At 68.8% G+C, this 22,046-nt stretch carries 15 protein-coding genes and 2 pseudogenes; 5 read left to right on the top strand and 12 right to left on the bottom strand.

Annotation, left to right across the window (positions count from 1 at the left end; all coding sequences use genetic code 11):
* Positions 1–17: 17 nt before the first annotated feature.
* A complete protein-coding gene (locus tag MVG78_RS16730; protein WP_247560481.1) occupies positions 18–1,598 on the bottom strand; it encodes an aldehyde dehydrogenase (NADP(+)) in 1,581 nt (526 codons plus the stop codon).
* Positions 1,599–1,791: 193 nt separating this feature from the next.
* Here MVG78_RS16730 and MVG78_RS16725 point away from each other — a divergent pair, with 193 nt between their 5' ends.
* A complete protein-coding gene (locus tag MVG78_RS16725) occupies positions 1,792–2,700 on the top strand; it encodes a LysR substrate-binding domain-containing protein (protein ID WP_247553520.1) in 909 nt (302 codons plus the stop codon).
* A 63-nt stretch (positions 2,701–2,763) separates the two neighbouring features.
* Here the strand turns inward: MVG78_RS16725 and MVG78_RS16720 are convergent, their stop codons facing one another.
* A complete protein-coding gene (locus MVG78_RS16720; protein ID WP_247553519.1) occupies positions 2,764–5,094 on the bottom strand; it encodes a calcium-binding protein in 2,331 nt (776 codons plus the stop codon).
* Positions 5,095–5,562: 468 nt separating this feature from the next.
* Between MVG78_RS16720 and MVG78_RS16715 the strand changes: the two genes are divergently transcribed.
* On the top strand, positions 5,563–6,909 hold the full coding sequence (locus MVG78_RS16715) for an MFS transporter (protein WP_247553517.1): 1,347 nt from the start codon (positions 5,563–5,565) through the stop codon (positions 6,907–6,909).
* Positions 6,910–6,958: 49 nt separating this feature from the next.
* On the opposite strand, the gene MVG78_RS16710 is transcribed toward MVG78_RS16715, so the two are convergent.
* The 5 genes from MVG78_RS16710 to MVG78_RS16690 all read right to left on the bottom strand — a co-directional run bounded on the left by MVG78_RS16710 (position 6,959) and on the right by MVG78_RS16690 (position 11,426).
* The gene (locus MVG78_RS16710) at positions 6,959–8,170 is read right to left on the bottom strand and encodes a CaiB/BaiF CoA transferase family protein (protein WP_247553515.1); all 1,212 of its coding nucleotides are present in this window, start codon (positions 8,168–8,170) and stop codon (positions 6,959–6,961) included.
* Between the two features lie 16 nt (positions 8,171–8,186).
* Positions 8,187–9,395, bottom strand: coding sequence for an acyl-CoA dehydrogenase (locus tag MVG78_RS16705; protein WP_247553513.1), 1,209 nt, complete (start codon positions 9,393–9,395; stop codon positions 8,187–8,189).
* A 193-nt stretch (positions 9,396–9,588) separates the two neighbouring features.
* Positions 9,589–10,011, bottom strand: a complete 423-nt coding sequence (locus MVG78_RS16700) for a response regulator (protein ID WP_247553511.1) — start codon at positions 10,009–10,011, stop codon at positions 9,589–9,591.
* A 184-nt stretch (positions 10,012–10,195) separates the two neighbouring features.
* Positions 10,196–11,014, bottom strand: coding sequence for a YoaK family protein (locus tag MVG78_RS16695; protein ID WP_428480683.1), 819 nt, complete (start codon positions 11,012–11,014; stop codon positions 10,196–10,198).
* Between the two features lie 136 nt (positions 11,015–11,150).
* Positions 11,151–11,426: a hypothetical protein gene (locus tag MVG78_RS16690; RefSeq protein WP_247553509.1), complete on the bottom strand. Its 276-nt coding sequence runs from the start codon at positions 11,424–11,426 to the stop codon at positions 11,151–11,153.
* Between MVG78_RS16690 and MVG78_RS16685 the strand changes: the two are divergent.
* The 3 genes and pseudogenes from MVG78_RS16685 to MVG78_RS16675 all read left to right on the top strand — a co-directional run.
* Positions 11,370–13,190 (top strand): annotated as a pseudogene (locus MVG78_RS16685) (molybdopterin-dependent oxidoreductase); the annotation flags it as partial. The gene MVG78_RS16690 and the pseudogene MVG78_RS16685 overlap by 57 nt on opposite strands.
* A 338-nt stretch (positions 13,191–13,528) precedes the next feature.
* Positions 13,529–14,017 carry a molybdopterin dinucleotide binding domain-containing protein gene (locus MVG78_RS16680; RefSeq protein WP_247553507.1) on the top strand — a complete coding sequence of 163 codons (489 nt, stop codon included), beginning with the start codon at positions 13,529–13,531 and terminating at the stop codon, positions 14,015–14,017.
* An 881-nt stretch (positions 14,018–14,898) separates the two neighbouring features.
* Positions 14,899–15,045, top strand: a complete 147-nt coding sequence (locus tag MVG78_RS16675; protein WP_247553505.1) for a hypothetical protein — start codon at positions 14,899–14,901, stop codon at positions 15,043–15,045.
* Positions 15,046–15,458: 413 nt separating this feature from the next.
* Here MVG78_RS16675 and MVG78_RS16665 read toward each other — a convergent pair whose 3' ends face one another.
* The 5 genes and pseudogenes from MVG78_RS16665 to recF form a co-directional block, all read right to left on the bottom strand.
* On the bottom strand, positions 15,459–16,355 hold the full coding sequence (locus MVG78_RS16665; protein WP_247553503.1) for a hypothetical protein: 897 nt from the start codon (positions 16,353–16,355) through the stop codon (positions 15,459–15,461).
* Between the two features lie 145 nt (positions 16,356–16,500).
* The gene (locus MVG78_RS16660) at positions 16,501–17,520 is read right to left on the bottom strand and encodes a TAXI family TRAP transporter solute-binding subunit (protein WP_247553501.1); all 1,020 of its coding nucleotides are present in this window, start codon (positions 17,518–17,520) and stop codon (positions 16,501–16,503) included.
* 37 nt (positions 17,521–17,557) lie between these two features.
* Positions 17,558–17,815 (bottom strand): hypothetical protein, encoded by a 258-nt coding sequence (locus tag MVG78_RS16655; RefSeq protein ID WP_247553499.1) that lies wholly within the window; start codon positions 17,813–17,815, stop codon positions 17,558–17,560.
* 401 nt (positions 17,816–18,216) lie between these two features.
* A complete protein-coding gene (gene gyrB, locus MVG78_RS16650) occupies positions 18,217–20,697 on the bottom strand; it encodes a DNA topoisomerase (ATP-hydrolyzing) subunit B (protein WP_247553497.1) in 2,481 nt (826 codons plus the stop codon).
* A 151-nt stretch (positions 20,698–20,848) separates the two neighbouring features.
* Positions 20,849–21,950: pseudogene (recF, locus tag MVG78_RS16645) on the bottom strand (DNA replication/repair protein RecF).
* Positions 21,951–22,046 lie beyond the last annotated feature (96 nt).

The following is a 22,046-nucleotide window of genomic DNA, read 5'->3' as shown; positions in this document are numbered from 1 at the left end:
CGTTTCCTGTTCTTGTCTCAGTTCTTGCCCAGCGCGCCGTCGGTGCGGCGCCAGATGCCGAGCGGATTGCCGTCGCGCAGCGCCTCGGGCAGCAGCTCGGCCGGGAAGTCCTGGTAGCAGACCGGGCGGAGGAAGCGGCGGATCGCCAGCGTACCGACCGAGGTGGTGCGGCCATCCGAGGTGGAGGGATAGGGGCCGCCATGCACCATGGCGTGGCTGACCTCGACGCCCGTGGGGAAGCCGTTGATCAGGATGCGGCCGACGCGGCGCTCCAGGATCGGCAGCAGCGCCCGGGCGAAGTCCATGTCCTCCGGCTCCATCAGGACGGTGGCGGTGAGCTGGCCTTCCAGCTTCTCCGCCATCTCCTTCATCTTCTCGACCTCCTGGCAGCGGATGACGAGGGAGGCGGCGCCGAAGACCTCCTCCTCCATGCTCGGATCGGCGATGAAGTGATCGGCGGTGGTGGAGAAGATCGCCGCCTGGCCCTGCGTGTCGCCGGAAGCGAGCTGGCCCTCCGCCACTTTCTCGATGCGCTTGTTGGCGGCGAGCTTGCCGACGCCTTCCTGATAGGCCCTGAGGATGCCCGGGGTGAGCATGGTCTGGGCCGGCACGCCACCCAGCGCCTCGGTCGCGGCGCCGAGGAAGCGCTTCAGGTCAGGGCCTTCCGCCGCCATCACCAGGCCGGGATTGGTGCAGAACTGGCCGGCGCCCAGGGTGAGCGAGCCGACGAAGCCCTTGCCCAGCGCCTCGGCCCGCTTGGCCAGCGCATGCGGCAGCAGGAAGACCGGGTTGATCGAGCTCATCTCGGCATAGACGGGGATCGGCTCGGGCCGGGCTGCGGCGGTCTTCATCAGCGCCGTGCCGCCGGAGCGGGAGCCGGTGAAGCCCATCGCCTTGATATGCGGGTTCGCCACCAGGCCCTGGCCGACCACGGCGCCGGAGCCGTAGAGCATCGAGAAGACGCCTTCCGGCAGGCCGCAGCTCTTCACCGCGGCCTGGATCGCGCGGCCCACCATCTCGGAGGTGCCGGGATGCGCCGAATGTGCCTTCACCACCACCGGGCAGCCGGCGGCGAACGCCGAGGCGGTGTCGCCGCCCGCCACGGAGAAGGCGAGGGGGAAGTTGGAGGCGCCGAAGACGGCGACGGGGCCGAGCGCGATATGGCGCTGGCGCAGGTCCACGCGCGGCAGCGGCTTGCGGTCCGGCAGCGGCGGGTCGATGCGCGCCTCCAGCCAGGAGCCTTCGCGCACCACCTCGGCGAAAAGGCGGAGCTGGCCCACGGTGCGGCCGCGCTCGCCCTCGATGCGGCCGCGCGGCAGGCCGCTCTCGGCCATGGTGCGCTCGATCAGGGCGTCGCCCAGATCCAGGATGTTGCTGGCGATGGTCTCCAGGAACCGCGCCCGGTCCTCCAGCGAGGTCTCGCGATAGGTGTCGAAGGCCGCCCAGGCGAGGTCGCAGGCACGTTCCACATCCGCCGCGCTGCCGCCGCCATAGCTGGGCTCCATCGGCTTGCCGGTCTGGGCCTCGATGGCCTGAACGGCCTTGTCGGTGCCGCGCACGGCGCTGGCCCCGATCAGCATTTCGCCGGTGAGCTGCATGGTCACTCCTCCCCTTCCTGGACCGGGGCGGAAGAGATGGCCCGCTTCCGTCCCCCTGGGTCCTTGCCTAGGCGCCACCCTTCCACAAACCGGTTCGGCCGGGGAGCGCCAAGCTGTCGGGCAAGGCTTGTAAGAGTTACATCTATGCTGGTCCAACACATAAAATGGATGCGATGATGCGGGAATTAGATCGATGTTCGAGCTGAGTCAGCTCCGCTGCTTCGTGGCGGTGGCCGAGGAGCTGCATTTCGGGCGCGCGGCCGCCCGGCTCCACATGACCCAGCCGCCCCTCAGCCGGCAGATCCAGCTCCTGGAGCACGCGCTGGATGTCCGGTTGCTGGAGCGCAGCAGCCGCTCGGTGCGCCTGACCCAGGCCGGGCGTGCCTTCTTTCCGGAGGCGCGGCGGCTGCTGCAATTCTCCGAGGGCGCGGCGCTGGCGGTGCGGCGGGTGGCGCGGGGCGAGGCGGGCTCCGTCACCATCGGCTTCACCGCCGGCACCAGCTTCGGCTTCCTGCCGCGCTTCGTCTCGCTGGTCCGCCGCAGCCTGCCGCGCATCGACATGGCGCTGAAGGAGATGGTGACGCGGGAGCAGATGGAGGCGCTGGCGGCGCAGCGGATCGATCTCGGCTTCGTCCGTCCGCCTTTCGACCGGCGGGGGGCGGAAACCTTTCCCGTCTGGCGCGAGCCGCTGGTCCTCGCCGTGCCGGAGATGCACCCCTTCGCCGAGGAACATGCGGGGCAGGGGCCGTTCCGCATCGCCGACCTCAACGGCCAGGACATGGTCATGTACTCGCCGACCGAGGGGCAGTACTTCCACGGCCTCGTCTCCGACATGGTCCGCTCGGCCGGGGCGCTGCCGAATTATGTGCAGTATATCAGCCAGATCCACACCATCCTGCCGCTGGTCGGCACCGGGCTCGGCCTGGCCATCGTGCCGGCCTCGGCCCGGCGCCTGGGCCTGCCGGGCATCCGCTACCGGGAACTGGAGCCGGGCGCGCCCTCGGCCGACCTGTTCGCCGTGGTCCGGAGCGGCGACAGCCTGCCGGCGCTCAGGACCATCCTGCAACTCCTGTGCGGCCCGGCCATGCGGCCAGACGCATGAACGGGAACGCGCCGCCATCCCCCCGGATGGCGGCGCTCCCTTCCTCAGCCCATGAGCCCGTGCCTAACCGAAGGCGAAGTCGCCCGCGGAGAAGGCAGCGATGGTCATGTTCTGGAAGACGATGACGTCCCCGTTGCCGAGGGTCAGCTTCACGTTCGATCCGGACTGGGTCATGTCGGCGACGACCTCGTCGAAGCTCGTCAGGCCGAAGCCGACCAGTTCGACCACATCGCCTTCGCTGCCGCTGAAATCGGCGATGACATCCTTGCCGGCGCCGTCGGCGATCTGGAAGACGAAGGTATCGGCGCCGGTGCCTCCCTTGAGATAGTCACTGCCGGCGCCGCCATGGAGGGTGTCGCCACCCTCGTTGCCGTAGAGCGTGTCATTGCCGGCCATGCCCTGGAGCGTGTCGCTGCCGCTGCTGCCGTAGAGGATGTTGGCCAGGGCGTTGCCGGTGCCCGTCAGCCCCTCGGCGGTGAGCTTCAGGCGCTCGACATTGTCGGGGAGGGTATAGCTGATGGAGGAATAGACGCGGTCATCGCCCTCATCCGCGGCCTCCGTCACCACGTCGCCCGCATCGTCCACCGTGTAGCTGTCATCGCCCGCGCCGCCGACCATGGTATCGGTACCCTCGCCGCCCTGAAGGATGTCGTTGCCGTCGCCACCATAGATCGTGTCATTGCCCGCGGCGCCATAGAGCACGTCCTTGCCGCCCAGGCCGGAGAGGGTGTCGCTGCCGCTGCTGCCATAGAGGACGTTGTCGAGCGCGTTGCCGGTGCCCGTCAGCCCCTCGGCGGTGAGCTTCAGGCGTTCGACATTGTCGGGCAGGGCGTAGCTGATGGAGGAGTAGACGCGATCGTCGCCCGCGTCGGTCGATTCTGTCACCACATCGCCCGCGTCATCGACGAAATAGCCGTCGTCGCCTGCGCCGCCCGACATGGTGTCGGCGCCCGTGCCCCCGTTGAGGTGATCGTTCCCGCTGCCGCCGATCAGCGTATCGTTGCCCGCCATGCCGGACAGCGTATCGCCCGCGTCATTGGCGGTGATGGTGTTGCCGAGCGCATTGCCGACGCCGGCGATGGCGTCGGTGCCCGTCAGCGTCAGGTCGGTATCGCCGCTGGCGAGGGTGGCACTGGTCGCGCTGGTCACGGCGCTGGCCGTAGTGGCGGAAGCCGTCAGGGTGGTCGTGCCATCGGCGCCGCTCAGCTCGATGATCAGTGGGTGGTCGTTGATGCTGACCGAGATGCTGCTGACGTTGGAATAGGTCGCGATGGCGTCCGTGCCTTCGAGCGGATCATAGACCGTCACCGTGGCGAAGACCTGGCCGAGCGAGACGGTGACGGTCGTGGCCTCGGTGGCGATCTCGGTGTTCGTGGTGCTGTCCCAGATCTGCTGTTCGTTCCAGATAGCGAGTTCGTAGATGCCGTCGGACTTCTCGAAGAGCAGACTATGCCCGGAGGAGGGCAGGTTCTCCACCGTGTAGTCCAGCGTGCCCGTGGTGAAGCTTTCCGCTGTGTCGGAGGTGTCGGACAGGATCGTCGTCAGGTTATGCAACGCTACCGCCGCCTCCTTGGCAGTGCCGTCATAGTCGAAAAGGCCGTAATGCGCCTCCTGGTTCGTGCCGTCGCTGTCCTCGAAGGAATCGAACAACTCGTAGATATAGGTGACGGCGATGCCGAGGCTGTAGGCATCCAGCAGCAGGTCCAGCGTGTATTTGGCCTGCACCGTCTCGTCCACGCCCTGATTCCCGGCGCCGGTGGTGAGCGTCGGATAGCCCGATTCCGTGACGTACATCGGGTCGTCCGGGTCCATCAGATTGGCCATGGCGACATAGGTTTCGAGCACGCTGTAAGGCGTGGCGCCATAACCGTAATAGATATGGGCCGCGCCATAATCCGCAGAGGCGGAGTTGTCGCCATAGGAGGAGAAGGTCGCCTCGTCCGAGGCGGCGACGGTGAAGTTCACCACCACCGCATCGCTGAGCGCGCTGCTGGATTTCACGAAGTCGTAGATGGCTTCCTGCATCGCCTGCGCGGCGCTGATGCCGGTCTCGCCATTGTAGGTGACGGTCCAGTAGTTGACCTCGTTCGGCCCTTCCACGGAGCGGACATAGGCCGCCAGGGCCTCGACCATGGCGAACTGGCTGTCGTAATCGTCGCCCTGCACGCCGGTGACAAGATCGAGCTTGATGCCGGCCTCGCCCAGCGTCGCCAGGCGGTCTTCCTGTGTCTCGGGCCAGGAGGTGGTGTCCCGGACATTGTCGATGCCGAGATACTCCAGCGAGGCCAGGATGCTGCTGACATCGCCATAGGGTGTATCGAGATAGCCGGTGTGGATATTCACGCCGATGGACTCGATGAAGTCCTCGGCCCGGATGGCGTTCGTTGATGTCATGAATTCAACCTGTGGTTGTATTTCAGGTCAAGGATTGTCCCCGGCCCCGCGATTTCTTCGGGTTCCTTCAGAGGCGAAGGTTTCTTGCTCACTCCCTGAATACAACCTTGGGTAGCATTGATGATTGTGCGGTCGCGAGCGGGAAATCGTCCGTTTCCATTCGCCCGCTTCGGAACACACCGCCGCGTCCCGCACGGCTCGTTACAAAGGAAGAGCCGGTCCGGTCATCACGGCGGAGGATGGCAGGTGGGTTCCACCCTTCAGGCGCGGATGATCAATTCAACAATCATATGGATTGATGCCGTTTCTGGCTTGGACCGGCATTGTCCCCGTCCCTTATTGGTCTTGCATCAGTTGCATGACGTCTGCGCCGCTCCAGGCCCCTGAGAGAAAGGGGCGAGTGGGCAAGGGCCAGCAAGAACAGGAGGGCGCGGCCGGACGGGCCGGGCTGTTCCAGGAAAGGTCTGCATGAGCAGTACGACATCCATCGGCAGCGCGGCCGCCCAGGCCGTGAAGGCCACCCGCGTGCGCTACGCGATCCTGGGTTTGCTCTTCCTCGTCACGGCCATCAACTACGCCGACCGCGCCACGCTCTCGATCGCCGGCACCGCCCTGGCGCGCGAGCTGAACTTCGATCCGATCGGCATGGGCTATCTCTTCTCGGCCTTCGGCTGGGCCTATGTGATCGGGCAGATTCCCGGCGGCTGGCTGCTGGACCGCTACGGATCGAAGCTCATCTACGGGCTCAGCCTGTTCCTCTGGTCGCTCTTCACGCTGATGCAGGGCGGCGTTGGTCTCCTCCACCCGGCCTCGGCCTTCCTGGTGCTCTTCGCCGTGCGCTTCGCGCTCGGCCTCGTGGAATCACCGGCCTTCCCGGCGAACAACCGCATCGTCGCCGCCTGGTTCCCGACGGCGGAACGCGGCACGGCCACGGCGATCTTCAACTCCGCCCAGTATGCCGCGGTGGCTTTCTTCGCGCCGATCATGGGCTGGATCACCGCCAGCTTCGGCTGGGAATACATCTTCCTCTTCATGGGCGCCCTGGGCATCCTGCTGAGCCTGGCCTGGCCCTGGCTGATCCATAATCCCAAGGACCATCCGCGCACCAATGCGGCGGAGATCGAGCATCTGGAGAAGGGCGGCGCGCTGGTGGACATGGACCGCGCCGGCGCCGCCGCTCCCGTGAAGCTCCGCTGGGGGCATGTGAAGCAGTTGCTGAGCCACCGCCTGCTGCTCGGCGCCTATGCCGGCCAGTACGCGATCACCGCGCTGACCTACTTCTTCATCACCTGGTTTCCGATCTATCTCGTGCAGGCACGCGGTATGTCGATCATGAAGGTCGGCTTCGTGGCGGCCCTGCCGGCCATCTGCGGCTTCCTGGGCGGCGTTTGCAGCGGCATGCTCTCCGACCTGCTGCTGCGCCGGGGCGTCTCACTCTCCGCCGCGCGCAAGACGCCCTTCGTGATCGGCATGGCGCTGGCCACGACGCTGGTGGGCTGCAACTTCGTCGCGGCGGAATGGGCGGTGATCGCCATCATGGCGCTGGCCTTCTTCGGCAAGGGCCTCGCGGCGATCGGCTGGGCGGTGATCTCCGACTCCGCGCCCAAGGAGATCACCGGCCTCACCGGCGGCATGTTCAACGCCATCGGCAACATCGCGGGCATCGTGACGCCGATCGTCAGCGGCTACATCATCGTGGCCACCGGCTCCTATGACGGCGTGCTGCTCTTCGTCGCGGCGCATGCGGTGCTGGCGATCCTGGCCTATCTCTTCCTGATGGGGCCGATCCGCCGCCTGACGCTGCGGCCTGTCTGACCCCCGCGCGCCCACCCGTCCGCGTGGAGGGGTGGGCCACCTCCTCCGGTCAGATCGTGCCTTCCTCCCGCCACCGGACGAGTTCCGCCTCACTGGCGCCGAGACGTTCTCGCAGCACCGCCTCGGTATGCTCGCCAAGGCGGGGAGGGGCCTGCTCATAGGCGATCGGGGTGCGGGAGAAGCGCATCGGGCTGGCCACGCCCGGGACCGTGCCGAGTTCGGGATGCCGCATCTCCAGCCGCATCCCGCGCGCCTGGGCCTGGGGGTCGGCGAAGGTGGCCGCCACGCCGTTCACGGGGCCGCAGGGCACGCCCAGCGGCTCCAGTTGCGCCAGCCATTGCGCCGTGGTCTGCCCGGCGATCAGGTCGCGCAGCAGCGGCACCAGCAACTCCCTGTTCCGCACGCGGGCGGTGTTGGTGCGGAAGCGTTCGTCCTCCGCCAGGTCGGGCCGCCCGGCGGAGGTGACGAAGCGGCGGAACTGCTCGTCATTGCCCACCGCCAGCACGATGTCGCCATCCACCGTGGGAAAGGACTGGTAGGGCACGATGCTGGGATGCGCATTGCCCAGCCGCCGCGGTTCACGCCCGGAGACGAGGTAGTTCAGCGCCTGGTTGGCCAGGGTCGCGATCTGCACGTCGAACAGGGCGAGGTCGATATGCTGGCCCTCGCCGCTGCGCCCGCGCTCGTGCAGCGCGGCCAGGATGGCGGTGGAGGCATACATGCCGGTGAGGATGTCGGTGATCGCGACGCCCACCTTCATCGGCTCGCCATCCGGATCGCCGGTGACGCTCATCAGCCCGCCCATGGCCTGGAGCAGGAAGTCGTAGCCCGTGCGTTGGCGATAGGGGCCGGTCTGGCCGAAGCCGGTGATGGAGCAGTAGATCAGCCGCGGGTTCACCGCCCGCAGGCTGTCATGGTCCAGCCCGTATTTCCGCAGGCCTCCGAACTTGTAGTTCTCCAGCACCACATCGCTCTCCGCCGCGAGGCGGCGGAGGATCTCCTGTCCCTCGGGGCGGGTGAAATCCACCGTCACGGAGCGCTTGCCCCGGTTGGCCGAGAGGAAATAGGCGCTGACCTCGGTGGGCCGCCCCGCCGCATCCTCGACATAGGGCGGGCCCCAGCCGCGGGTGTCGTCCCCCGCGCCCGGGCGCTCCACCTTGATCACCTCGGCGCCCAGGTCGGCCAGGTTCTGGCTCGCCCAGGGGCCGGCGAGGACGCGGCTCAGATCGAGGACGCGCACGCCCTCCAGCGGACCGGCCATGCTGCTGCCCGCCCGCTCAGAAGGCGTTCAGGCCGGTCTGGGCGCGGCCCAGGATCAGCGCATGGACGTCGTGCGTACCCTCGTAGGTGTTCACCGTCTCCAGGTTCATGGCGTGGCGGATCACGTGGTACTCGTCCACGATGCCATTGCCGCCATGCATGTCGCGGGCCATGCGGGCGATGTCGAGCGCCTTGCCGCAGTTGTTGCGCTTGATCAGGGAGATCATCTCCGGCGCCGCCTTGTGCTCGTCGAACAGGCGCCCGACGCGCAGCGAAGCCTGGAGCCCCAGCGTGATCTCCGTCTGCATGTCGGCGAGCTTCTTCTGGATCAGCTGCGTCTGCGCCAGCGGCCGGCCGAACATGATGCGGTTCATGGTGTAGTCGCGGGCGCGGTGCCAGCAATCCTCGGCCGCGCCCAGCACGCCCCAGGAGATGCCGTAGCGGGCGCGGTTGAGGCAGGAGAAGGGGCCGGCGAAGCTCTTCACGCCCGGCAGGCGGTTCTCCTCGGGGACGAAGACCTCGTCCATCATGATCATGCCGGTGATGGAGGCGCGCAGGCTGAACTTGCCCTCGATCTTGGGCGCGGTGAGCCCCTTCATCCCCTTCTCCAGGATGAAGCCGCGCAAGGTCCCCTCATCGTCCTTGGCCCAGACCACGAAGACATCGGCGATCGGGGAATTGCTGATCCAGGTCTTGGAGCCGGAGAGGGAGTGGCCGCCATCGACCTTCCTCGCACGGGTGCGCATGGAATTGGGGTCGGAGCCGGCATCGGGCTCGGTCAGGCCGAAGCAGCCGACCCATTCGCCGCTGCGCAGCTTCGGCAGGTACTTCTCCTTCTGCGCCTCGGAGCCGAAGGCGTGGATCGGATACATGACCAGCGAGGACTGCACCGAGAAGGCGGAGCGGTAGCCGGAATCGACCCGCTCCACCTCTCGCGCGATCAGCCCGTAGGAGACATAGCCGACCCCGGCGCAGCCATAGCCCTCCAGCGTCGCGCCCAGGAAGCCCTGCTCGCCGAACTCGTTCATGATCTCACGGTCGAAATGCTCGCGCCGGTTGGCCTCCAGCACGCGGGGCATCAGCTTGTCCTGGCAGAAGGCGCGCGCCGCGTCGCGGATCATGCGCTCCTCCTCGTTCAGCTGGTCCTCCAGCAGCAGCGCGTCATCCCACTGGAAGACGGGACGCGCGGCCTTGGCCTTCGACTCGCTGCCGGGGATGGCGTTCATCGGGGGATCCTCCTTCTTCGGCCCGCCTTCGCATGGGGCCGTCTGGACAAGGGGCGGCACAGGGGTGCCGCCGCGGCCTGGGCCTGCGGGTAGCATTCCGGCCGCAGGGTAAGGGAGGTCTATCCCCTTCGCGCGGGAAACGCGACACCGCCAAGGGATAAAGGCAAGGGATGAAAGGAGAAGGCGGCAAGCCTCAGCCGGCCTGCATGAGCTCCCGCACCGTCTCGGCGAGCGAGGACATGGTCAGGGGCTTCGACAGGGCGCGCTCCCGCTTGCCGAAGCGCCGGTTCTCATAGACCCAGGGCCGGCCGGTGATGAACACGACCGGCAGGTCCGGGAAGCGCTGCCGCAGGATGGCCGCGACGTCGAAGCCGTCCTGCGGCATGCCGAGATTGATGTCCGTCAGCAGCAGGCGGCAGCGTTCCGGCCCGGCGCAGGCGCCCAGTGCCTCGGCGGGGTTACGGGCCTCCCTTACAGTCCAGCCCTCGTCCTCCATCACGGAAGCGAGTGTCGCCCGCACCAGGTCGTCATCGTCCACGATCAGCACGTCATAGACGGCATCCTCCGTGCGGTCCTGGCTGATGGGACTGAGCGCATTCACGAGGGGAAGCTGCATGGATTCGGGCGGAAGGACCGTCGCTGGAAGAAAGGGGGAGGCAGTCGCGGGTCGTGGAGCGGCCCGGCCGGAAGGGGGAGGTTTTTCCGGACAACGTCACATCAGGGATCCCCAGCCGCTGCTGAGCCAAAAGGTTGCATGCGAAACGGGTAATGTCTACCTGGGATTGTATTCTGTGGAGCCGCTAGCTCCGATCCGGCAGGCCGCGCCCGGCTCCCGCCGTCATATCCGGCGCCGGCTGGACAACGGCACTGGCCAGCAGGAGTAGCAGGACCGAAAGCGGCAGGAAGGCAGCCAGCCCGATATGGCTGAAGCCCACCGCGCCCAGGACTCCGCCGACGAAGAAGCAGCCGAGGAAGCTGGACAGCAGGCGGAGCTTGGCACGGTCCGCCCGGACATGCGGGGCGTTCGCCTCGGTCACATGGATGTTCCAGTAGAACAGCTTGCCGAGCTCGATCCCGATATCGGTGACGATGCCGGTCACGTGGGTGGTGCGGATGCGCGCGCCGGAGATCTTGGTGATGGTGGCATTCTGCAGCCCCATCAGGAAACAGAGCAGCGGCACCAGCACCGCGATGGCGATGCCCGGCGGGAGATGTTCCCCCAGCAGCCCCAGGCCCGCCACCAGCAGGGCCTCCAGGAGCAGGGGCAGGGCATACTGGCTGCGCGCATGGTGCCGCCGGCACCAGTTGATGAGGATGGCCGAGCAGGCGGCGCCGCCCAGGAAGGAGCAAAGGGCCGCCAGCCCGGCGAGGAGCAGGGCCCAGGCCCCGGCCGCGGCACCATCTGCCATGGCCGAGACGATGCCCGACATGTGGGAGGTGTACTGCCCCACGATCATGAAGCCGCCGGCATTGATGGCCCCGGCGATGAAGGCCAGGGTCAGGCCGAACTGAACCTCGTTCGGCTCCGACCGGAACAGCATCCTCCAGCCATTCTGCACCGGCCAGAAGGTGTTCGGACGGTTCCAGGAACCCGGCTGCAACGCCTCGTCTCCCGACATCACGGGTTCTTCCGCGGAATGGGGTGGAGCCCCGTGCCGCATTCTGCGCCCATGGCGGGAGCCTGTCGCGCCCAAAGAGGCGCGTCCAGTCCTGCGCCCGGCGCAGGGGAGGGGGTGCTGTTGCCGCCTGTTCTCCTCAGAGTTCGGCGCGAGGCATCGTCATCCCAGGGGCCTGGCCGCGTCCGCCCGGTGCCTCCACCATCCGCCGGCGGGGTGCTCCGGCCTCCAGTGCGGCGGCGAGGTCGCTCAGGGCGTCGAGAGCCTGCTCGGCCTTGTTGCGCCAGAAGAAGTTGGTGGCGAGGGCAGGGTGGCCGAGCAACTGCTCCTCCACCAGCCTGGCCAGGACCCGGGCACGATGGACAGCTTCCTGGTGCCCGGGGACGGGGGTGAAATCCTCCTGCTCTGCCTTCATCCCGGTTCGCTCCTTGCTCTAGGCCCTATAGATAGGGGTGGCCGATATCGCCGGGGATGGGTGATGTGCGCCGATGGCCCCCGATCTCCGGCGGATGTGATGGAATGGGCCCCTGCCATCCAGCCGGAACGAGCCTGGAGCGCGCGGAACGGCCGCCATGCCAGTCTTGCGATGGACCCGCGGCGCATCCGGCGCCACAAGGACCGCCGGATTGCATGTCGCTCCGGACGCCTTCTCCGGCCGCCACGACATCACGAAAGGATGCCCATGACGGACGCCGCCGAACTGCCGCCGGTCAGCCTCGCCGGGGATGGCTTCCAGCCACATACCTCCCACTGGGGCGTCTTCTCGGCACGGCTGCGGGACGGCGTCCTGGATGTCCGCCCCTATGCGGGCGATCCCGACCCGAACGGGATCATCGACAACTTCCCCACCGCCCTGCGCCACCGTGCCCGCATCGCCCAGCCCATGATCCGCCGCGGCTGGCTGGAGCGCGGCCCCGGCCCCGATGGCCGGCGCGGGCGGGACGAGTTCGTCCCCGTGTCCTGGGAGGAGGTGCTGGACCGGCTGGGTGCCGAGCTGGGCCGCATCCGTGACACCCATGGGCCGGGGGCGGTCTTCGGCGGCTCCTATGGCTGGGCCAGCGCCGGGCGCTTCCACCACGCGCAGAGCCAGGTGCACCGCTTCCTGAACATCGCCATGGGCGGCTATGTGCGCTCGGTGAACACCTACAGCTCCGGCGCGGCCAGCGTGATCGTGCCGCATGTGCTGGGCAGCTATGACGACCTGACCCGCCGCAACGTCACCTGGGAACAGATCGCCGAGCACACCGAGGCGGTGATCGCTTTCGGCGGCATGGCGCTGAAGAACAGCATGGTGGCGGGCGGCAGCATCAGCCAGCATGTCGAGCGCGGCGCCATGGCCCGCGCCCGTGCCCGGGGGTGCGACTTCCTGCTGGTCGGGCCGCTGCGCAGCGACCTGCCGCCGGAGGCCGGCGCCGAATGGATCGCCAATATTCCCGGCAGCGACACGGCGCTGATGCTGGCGCTGGTGCACACGCTGGTGGCGGAGGGTCTGCACGACCGCGCCTTCCTCGACCGCTACACCGAAGGCTGGCCGGTCTTCGAGCGCTACCTGATGGGCGAGGCGGATGGCCAGCCCAAGGATGCCATCTGGGCCGCACCGATCACTGGCCTCCCGGCGGAGGAGATCCGCGCCCTGGCCCGCCGCCTGCACGGCAAGCGCGTGCTGGTGGTGGTGGCCCATTCCCTGCAGCGCGCCGAGCATGGCGAACAGCCCGTCTGGATGGGCGCCGTCCTCGCCGCCGCGCTGGGGCAGATCGGCCTGCCGGGCGGCGGCTACGGCTATGCGCTGGGGGCCATCGGCTATTACGGCCGCCGCAACAGCGCGGTGCCGCTGCCGACGCTGGCACAGGGGCGCAACCGCGTCGCCGACTACATCCCGGTGGCGCGCATCTCCGACATGCTGCTGAACCCGGGCGGGACCTATCGCTACAACGGGCAGACGCGGACCTATCCCGATATCCGCCTCGTCTACTGGGCGGGCGGCAATCCCTTCCACCACCACCAGGACCTGAACCGCCTGCGCCGCGCCTTCGCCCGGCTGGATACGCTGGTGGTGCATGAACTGGCCTGGACCGCCACGGCGCGGCACGCGGATATCGTTTTGCCCTGCACCATGACGCTGGAGCGCGAGGATATCGGGGCCAGCTCCAACGACCCGCTGATGGTGGCCATGCACAGGGTGGCCGAGCCCTTCGGCGAGGCGCGGGACGATTACACCATCTTCGCCGGGCTGGCGGATCGCCTGGGCAGGGGCGCGGAGTTCACCGAGGGGCGCGACGCCCGGCAATGGCTGGAGCATCTCTACGAGCGCACCCGCAAGGGCCTGGAGGAGAAGGGGCTGCCGGCGCCGGACTTCGCGCAATTCTGGGAGGCGGGCAGCCTGACCCTGCCGCAGGAAGAAGATGACGGCGGCGAGCTGCGCCGCTTCCGCGAGGACCCGGTGGCGAACCCGCTCCCCACTCCTTCGGGCCGCATCGAGGTCTTCTCCAGCACCATCGATTCCTATGGCGAGGCCGATTGCCCCGGCCACCCCGCCTGGCTGCCCCCGAGGATGCGCCCCGTGCCGAGGCGCCGCTCTTCCTCGTCGCGAACCAGCCCGCGACCCGGCTGCACAGCCAGCTCGATTTCGGCGGGCACAGCGCCAGGGCCAAGCATCGCGGCCGGGAGGTGGCGCGGATGCATCCGGTGGATGCGGCGGCGCGCGGCATCGCGGAGGGCGACATCATCCGCCTGTTCAACGCGCGCGGCGCCTGCCTCGCGGCGGTGATGGTGACGGAGGATGTGCGGCAGGGCGTGGTGCAGCTTCCCACCGGCGCCTGGTACGACCCGGCCGATCCGGAGGAGGAGGCGCCGCTCTGCGTCCATGGCAATCCCAACGTGCTGACGCGCGATGTCGGCACCTCCGCCCTGGCGCAGGGCTGCACCGGGCAGCTCACCACGGTCGAGGTGGAACGCTTCACCGGCAACCTGCCGCCGGTCCGTGCCTTCGACCCGCCGGGTGGCTGATGCCGCATACCCCGTAACCGCGCCTGTCATCCGGTCCCGGAATGAAACCGGGTGGCTGGGCTCACCGATACTTGTCGCCGCTATGACGGCTCCTTGCCAATATTTGCCATCTTCGCCGCGTTTCATCTCCACACGGCCCCGGAGGCCGTGTGGAGATGGGATAATTACATGCCGATGCGTAACAAGCGTCGCCTGTTCGGGGTCCTGGTTCTCCTGCTGATGGCAGGAAGCCTGTCGGCCTGCGGTTGCGGCCCGCTTGGCCTCAACTGGTGCGGTGACTATGGCGGGCCCAGAGGAGGCCCCGGTGGTCCTGGCTGGGGCGGCCATGGCCCCGGTGGCCCGGGCGGGCCAGGCGGGTGGCGCTAAGCCGCTCCGCCAGCCTGGATCCATGACGGCGACGGTGGCGCCGGCCATACGTTGCCGGCGCCCCGGACCCGCCGGACGGCTCGCCCTGGAACATCATCCATTCGGATGATCTCCGTCGAAGGATCCTGTGTCCGGCGACACCGACGCGGCGGCTGCGCCGGGCCACAAGCCAGGGGTGACGGAGGCGGCCCATCGGCGCCCAGTCCGGGACGTCCCGGGCAGCCTTCGGTGTGTGATCGGGCGGTAACGCATGGCTTGCATGTTCGAGCGGCTGCCATGCAGCAAAAGACATAGCTTATCGGGGGAGAGGAGCCCCATTTCCGCGCCATGGATACGATTCCGCTTGGGGACCTGTTCGCGATTCTTGGTGGCCTGTTCTGCACGGCGGCCGCTGTTCTCGTGCTGCTCGCCATCCGCAGCTTCCTGAAGGAAGGGGAGGGCTGATCGCCTTGTTCCGGGCACCGCCTCCGACACATGCCGGGGCGAAGGGGCTGCTGCCATGGCATCCCCGGCCCATGCTGCTGCTGCCGCTCCTGCTGGCCGGCTGCGGCATGCCCGGACCGGAAGTGGCCACGGCTCCGGAAAACGCCCCCATCGCGGGCGAGGCGCCGAAGCTGTCCATCGGCGGCTATATGGGCACCAACTACAGCCACACCCGCTGATCCACCCCGCCTGAGCGAGCCGGGGCTGCCGCGTCACGTCACGCAGGCGCCCCGGAGGTCCTTGCGCTCGGTGGGCGTCAGTTCCTCCCCCAACTGAGCCCGTTGCAGCAGCGCCCGGCAGCGCAGGGCGGGCGTCAATCTTGCCTCCCGGACAGCCGGAGCGCTGTCCCGCACCGGCTGCGCAGCCGGGACCGAAGGGGCCATGGCCAGCGCCGCCGGGAGCGATTCCGCCGGAGGTGGGGCCTGCGGCGGCGGAGGTGGCGGGACGGCCGGTCCCAGGGTCAGGACCTGCGGTGCCACGGGTGCCTGTGCGGGCGGTGCTGCCACGGGGGCTTCTGCCGCCGGCGCCTTCATCACCGGTGTCTCGACCGCTGGGGCCTCCACCAGCCGCGTTTTCGCCGTCGGTGCTTCCGCTACGGCGGGCGGTTCCGGCGTGGCGGGAACAGGGGCGGGGCTTCCGCTTCCCGGACCGGGGAAGTGGCTTCCACCATGTCGTTTCGGGTGGGGTCGTTTCCGGTGGGCGAGACCGGGGCCGGGCTGTCAACCGCCGGCGCCGACGCGACCTGCTCCTCCGGCGGGCTCGGCGGCGGGAGCGGGATGGAAGGCGGTTCGATCCGGGCGATCCGTTCCAGCAGCCGCGCCTGCGCGTCCCGCAACCCATAGAGCCGCTTCAACAGTTCTTCCCCGCTGGCGCCGCCGCGCTCCAGGCTGTCCGGCGGCGCCTCGATGCTGGCCAGCAGGCGATCCATGGCGGCGTCGAAGCGCTCGACCCGCGCCATGAGCGCCTCCGCGGTCTCGGTATCCTCCAGCCCCGGCGATGAATCCAAACCGGCCAGAAGATCGGCATCCGGGTCCTGCGGGGCCAGACGGCCCGGTGCCGGGCCGGGCGCGGCGGCCAGCAACAAGGTCTTGCGGTCGATCTGTCCCAGCCGGTCGAGGATCAACTGCCGCTCCTGACCCAGGGCTTCCAGGACCGGCGCGGGATCGCTTTCCCGCGCGGGGCCCCAGGGATCGGCCTTCCGCGCCGCCATCACCACGCCGGTCAGGATGCGGTCGATCGTCAGGCCGATCTGCGCGAGGCGTTCCTGGAGCGTGGCCCGCTCTTGTTCCAGCGCCGGCAGGCTGTCCGGCAGTTCGATCGGCCGGGCGGTGGCGGCCAGGGCCAGCTTGTCAGGCACATTTCGTGGGACCGCTTCCGAGGCCGGCTGGTCCGGCCTGGCCGCATATGCATCCTGCCGTGGCACGATGGCTGCCAGGCTCAGCGAGCCGCCGAACAGGAGCAGGCTGGCCAGAGTGGCGGAAGGGCGCATGCCGTTCTTGTCCTTCACCCCCGAAGCGACCGGCCGTCTCTTTTGTGCAGCGCGGTACGAATTTCGCGATCCTAGGCCATAATTACGACCAGAGAAAGTTTCATGCGGGAAAGGATCCTTCCGGCCCCTTCCGCCTGCAGCCGCGTCAGTCCGCCGGCGGATTGGCCGGAAGGCGCGAGCGCGCAGCCTGCCTGGAACGGGGCGCCGCGGTGGCGGAGGCGGCCTGTAGCGTCGGATCGAAGCGCGTCCAGCCCGGCAGCGTCGCGGCGAGGTTCACGTCGCGCCATTTCGGGTGCCGTGGCGGTTGCAGGAAGGCATCGAATTTCTGCGCGAAGGCCCGGGAGAAGCGTTGCAGCCTCTCGCGCCGGATCGGGTTCTGGTGGTTGTAGCAGGCGAGGACCGCGCCCACCGCCACCGTGTCCACGCTCTCGCCCTCCGGAACCACGCCGGGATAGTCCCGGGCCGTGAAGGTGGCTGGCAGATAGGCTTCCAGCAATTGCTCGGAAAGCGGGACCGGCAGGAGCCGCGTGCCCTCCGGCATAGGGGTGGAAAAGCGTATCGGCTTGCCGGCGATGCGCATCACCGCGTCGATCTCGCCCCGGCGCAGCAGTTCCGTGGCGTCGTTCGAAGGCAGGTTCACCGTCTGCACCCGCAGGCCGAGCTGCGTGAACAGGAACTGCGCCGTCATCGCCGTGCCGGACTGGCGGCTTTCCACATTCACCCGGCGCCCGGCGAGGTCCTCCAGCCGCGCGATGCCGGGGCGGACGAAGATGTGCACCTCTTCATCATAGAGCTTGGCGATGTAGTTCACCTGCTGTTGCAGGCCGGAGAAGAGCCGCTGCTGCGCGGCCGCGGCCAGTACGTCCGACTGCACGAAGGTGAGGTCCACCCGGGGCAGATAGAGCAGGTCCGACAGGTTCTGCAGCGAGCCGCGCCCGATCATGGCCAGGATGCGCAGCCCATCCACCCCGTCGAGCACGTTGGAAATGTCGTCGGCGAAGCGGATATAGGTCCCGTCCAGGCCGGCGGCCATGAGGCCGAGCGTATCGTCGCTGCGCGGCGGCACGGCCCCTCCGGGGACGGGCGGCAGGGGCTGCGCGCCGGCTGTGGCGGCGCGGAGGGCGAGGCCACCGGCCAGCCCGGCGAGCAGGTTTCGGCGGTTCATGGCGCTGTGTTCCTCCTGTGGCGCGCGGCATGCGGCGTCATGGCAGCCGGCTCAGCACGCGATCGGCGGCGGGATGGCCCAGCGCCCGCGCGCGCTCATACCATTCGCGGGCCTTGGCCGTGTCGATCAGCCCACCGCCCCGGGCCTCGATCGTGGCCAGCATGTTCGGGTCGTAGGTGGAGCCCAGCGACAGGCAGGCGGCAGCCGATTGCGGGGCGAGCGTCACGGCGCGCTGGTAGATGGCCCGTGCCCGGGACACGTCGCCCCGCAGCATCGCCTGATCCCCGGCGCGCATCAGCGCCTCGAAGGACGCGCTGCCCGCGGCCCCTGCATGGTCGGGTGTGGAAGGGGACGGAGCCTGCGCGGGCAGGGCGGCCAGGGACCCGTCCTGGGCCGGTGCCGCCGCATGGGCCGGGGACGCGATGCCCAGGAGAAGACCAGGCAGCAGGAGCGCCAGGAAAGCCGGCCGCCATCGGACACCGCGCTTCCGCGCTCTCCGGTGGCGAGCTTTTCGTTCCCACTGGTCCATTGCATCTCCCCTGGGATGCTTATGCACCTTTCCGAAACGGATTGGGCTGAATTTTGGAATGATCTTACAAAAAAGGAGGCCTGTGTCCTTCCGTCCGCCGGACAGGAAAAAGGCCGGACCCTGGAGGGCCCGGCCTTGCCGGTATCGGTTGCCCCCGGGGGCAGACGTCAGACGTCCAGATTGGCGACCTTCAGCGCGTTGCCCACGATGAACTCGCGGCGCGGCTCGACCACATCGCCCATCAGCGTCGCGAAGATCTGACCCGCCTCGTCGGCATCGTCGATCTTCACCCGCAGCATGGTGCGCGCCGCCGGGTCCAGCGTGGTCTTCCAGAGCTGATCCGGGTTCATCTCGCCCAGCCCCTTGAAGCGCTGGATCGTCAGCCCCTTGCGGCCCTGCTGGAAGACCCGGTCCAGCGCGGAGAGCGGGCCATGCGACCGGTCCTCGCGCCCCTCGAAGCGCAAGGTGACGCCACTGCCATAGCGGCCGGCCAGGAATTCCCGCCGCTCCTCCAGCCACAGCGCATCGGCGCCGCGCAGCAGGGCGGGCTCCAGGGAATAGCGTTCGGCCACGCCGCGCACGGTGCGGCCCAGCTTGAGCCCGGCCTCGTCCAGCGAGGCGGACCAGCCGCGTTCCGTCTCCAGCGACAGCTCGTTCAGCCGCCGCGCCAGGGCCTGCGCCGCCTGGCCGTCATTGGCCATGGCCATGGCGCCGGAAAGCGCGGCCTGCTCGCCGATCCAGAGCGGCAGGTTGCCGGAGGCGCGGCGGATGCGGCGCGACACCTCGCGCAGCTTCTGCACCTCTCCGCGCAGTTCCTCGCCCTCCAGCACCGTGCCGTCGCTGAGCGTCATCGCCGCGTTGTGGAGCGCCTTCTCCAGCAGGTATTCCTCCAGCGCCGCGTCGTCCTTGAGGTAGCGTTCCTCGTTGCCGCGCTTGGCGCGATAGAGCGGCGCCTGGGCGATGAAGAGATGCCCGCGCTCGATCAGCTCCGGCATCTGGCGGAAGAAGAAGGTCAGCAGCAGGGTGCGGATGTGAGAACCGTCCACGTCCGCGTCGGTCATGATGCAGATCTTGCCGTAACGCAGCTTGGCCGGATCGAAGCCGCCATTCGCCGGGTCGGGGCCGATGCCGGCGCCGAGCGCGGTGATCAGCGTGCCGATCTGTTCCGAGGACAGCATCTTGTCGAAGCGCGCACGCTCGACATTCAGCACCTTGCCGCGCAATGGCAGGATCGCCTGGAAGGCGCGGTCGCGGCCCTGCTTGGCGGAGCCGCCGGCCGAGTCACCCTCGACGATGAAGATCTCCGCCTTGCTCGGATCGCGCTCCTGGCAATCGGCGAGCTTGCCGGGGAGGGAGGAGATGTCGAGCACGCCCTTGCGCCGCGTCAGGTCGCGCGCCTTGCGGGCGGCCTCGCGCGCCGCGGCGGCGTCGAGGCACTTGCGGACGATCTCGTTGGCTTCCTTGGGATGCGTCTCGAACCAGTGGTCCAGCGCATCGGCGACGACCGAATGCACCACCGGCTGCACCTCGGAGGAAACCAGCTTCTCCTTGGTCTGGGAGGAGAATTTCGGGTCCGGCACCTTCACCGACAGCACGGCGGTCAGGCCCTCGCGCATGTCCTCGCCGGACAGCGCGGTCTTGTCCTTCTTCGCCGCCTGCTCCGCCACCTTGCCCAGCACCCGCGTCAGCGCCTGGCGGAAGCCCGCGAGATGCGAGCCGCCATCCCGCTGCGGGATGTTGTTGGTGAAGCAGTGCATGGTCTCGTGGAAGCTGTCGGTCCAGCGCAGCGCGAATTCGACGCGGATCGTCTTGCTCTCGCCGTTGCGCTCCACCGTCTGCTCGCCCGTCGCGGCGGCGGGGGGCGAGAAGATCGGCTTGTTGGAACGATCGAGATACTCGACGAAGGCGGCGAGCCCGCCCTCGTAGTGGAAGACCGTGCGGCGCGGCTCGGCGCCTTCGGTCGCCCCCTCGACCGGCCGGTCGTCCTGCAGCGTGATGCGCAGGCCGGAATTGAGGAAGGCCAGCTCGCGCAGCCGCTTCTCCAGCCGCTCGAAGTCGAACTCGGTCTTCGAGAAGGTCGCGGCGCTGGGCTTGAAGGTGACCTGCGTGCCGGTGGGATGCTCGGAGGGGCCGACATCCCGCAGCGGCTCCACCGTGTCGCCATGGGCGAAGCGGATCACGTGCTCGCGCCCGTTCTTCCAGATGCGCGCCTCCATGTGCTCGGACAGGGCGTTCACCACCGCCGCGCCGACGCCATGCAGGCCACCGGAGACCTTGTAGGAGTTCTGGTTGAACTTGCCGCCGGCATGCAGCCGCGTCAGCACCACCTCGGCGGCCGAGATGCCTTCCTCGGCATGCATGTCCACGGGGATGCCGCGCCCGTCATCGGTGACGGTGACGGAGCCGTCGGCATTGATCACCACATCGACATGGGTGGCATAGCCCGCCTGGGCCTCGTCCACGGAATTGTCGACGATCTCGAAGACCATGTGGTGCAGGCCGGACCCGTCATCCGTGTCGCCGATATACATGCCGGGTCGCTTGCGGACGGCGTCCAGGCCACGCAGCACGGTGATGGAGGCACTGTCATAGGCTTCCCCGCCCTCCTGGCCGGAAGGGGACTGTTCTGGAAGCGCGGGGTCGGACATCAGGCGATGGAACCTTTCGGAAAACCGTAGTCGAAGCTCGCCCCCAATATAGGGATTCCGCTGCTCCGCCGCATCGGGAATCCTCAGCTTTTCCCTTGGCAAATCTGGATTTCCCGCCATCGCCGGCAGGGCTGTCCGGGCATGGCGGATCTCAGGCCGCGTGCAGCCCCTGATGGCCGGCGAGGAAGGCCTGGGAACGGCCCTGCAGTGGGGCGAAGACCTCCGGGTCCGTGCCTGTCAGGAAGCATTGCGCCGGCAGGGCGGCCAAGGCCTCGAACAGTGCCGTGCGGCGGGCCGCATCGAGATGCGCCGCCACCTCGTCCAGCAGCAGCAGCGGCGCGAAGCCACGGGCGGCGGCGATCAGCGCGGCATGGGCCAGGATCACGGAAACCAGCAGCGCCTTCTGCTCGCCCGTGGAACAGATCTCGGCCGGCAGGTCGCGCGGCAGGTGGCGCAGCAGCAGGTCGCAGCGATGCGGCCCTTCCGTCGCCAGCCCCGCCGCCGCGTCGCGCCCCCGGTTGGCGGCGAGGCGCCCGCGCAGCGCGTCCTCCACGGCCAAAGCGGGCTGCTCCTCCAGCATCGCCGCGACCTCGCAGGACAGGCCGCAGCGGGCGGCCGGGAAGGCTCCGGCCGTGCCGCCCTCCAGCGCCGCGTTCAGCCGGGCGATCAGGGCGCGGCGGGCGGCGGCCACGGCCACGCCATGCCGTGCCATGGCATCCTCCAGCGAGGCGATCCAGGCCGGGTCGCGCCGGGTTTCGGAGAGCAGCCGGTTGCGCCCGGCCATGGCGGTCTCATAGCCCGCGACCTCGCGCGCATGGCCGGGCTCCAGCGCCCAGACCAGGCGGTCGAGGAAGCGCCGCCGGCCGGAGGCGCCTTCCTGGAAGAGCCGGTCCATCTGCGGCGTCAGCCAGACTGCCGCGACCAGCACGCCGAGTTCCGCCTGGGAGCGCACCGCCCCGTCGTTGAGTCGCAGCACGCGCTTGTCCATCGGCCCTTCCGGCGGCGTGCCGGTGCCAAGGTCGAAGGGGCCGTGCGGCGCCTCGAAACGGCCGCTGACGGCCCAGGGGAGGCCCCTCCGCCGCGCGGCGGCAGAAATCGAGGTTGCGCGCGCCTCGCAGCCCGCGCCCAGGGCCCAGCAGGCTGATCGCCTCCAGCAGGTTGGTCTTGCCGGTGCCGTTCTCCCCCGCCACCACCACCAGCGGCGATTCCAGGCGCAGATCCGTCGCGGCATGGCTGCGGAAATCCCGCAGCATCAGCCGTGTCAGGCGCAGGCCGGGCGGGGCGTTCTGGAAGGGAAGGGTCACGCGGGTCCCGAAGGCTTCCTGGGGCGGCGCCACTCCCTTCGGACC

The sequence above is a fragment of the Roseomonas gilardii subsp. gilardii genome (assembly GCF_023078375.1).
In the GTDB taxonomy this organism is placed as follows: domain Bacteria; phylum Pseudomonadota; class Alphaproteobacteria; order Acetobacterales; family Acetobacteraceae; genus Roseomonas; species Roseomonas gilardii.
The sequence above is the reverse complement of the archived record's forward strand: the minus strand, read 5'-3'. Positions and strand labels throughout refer to the sequence as shown.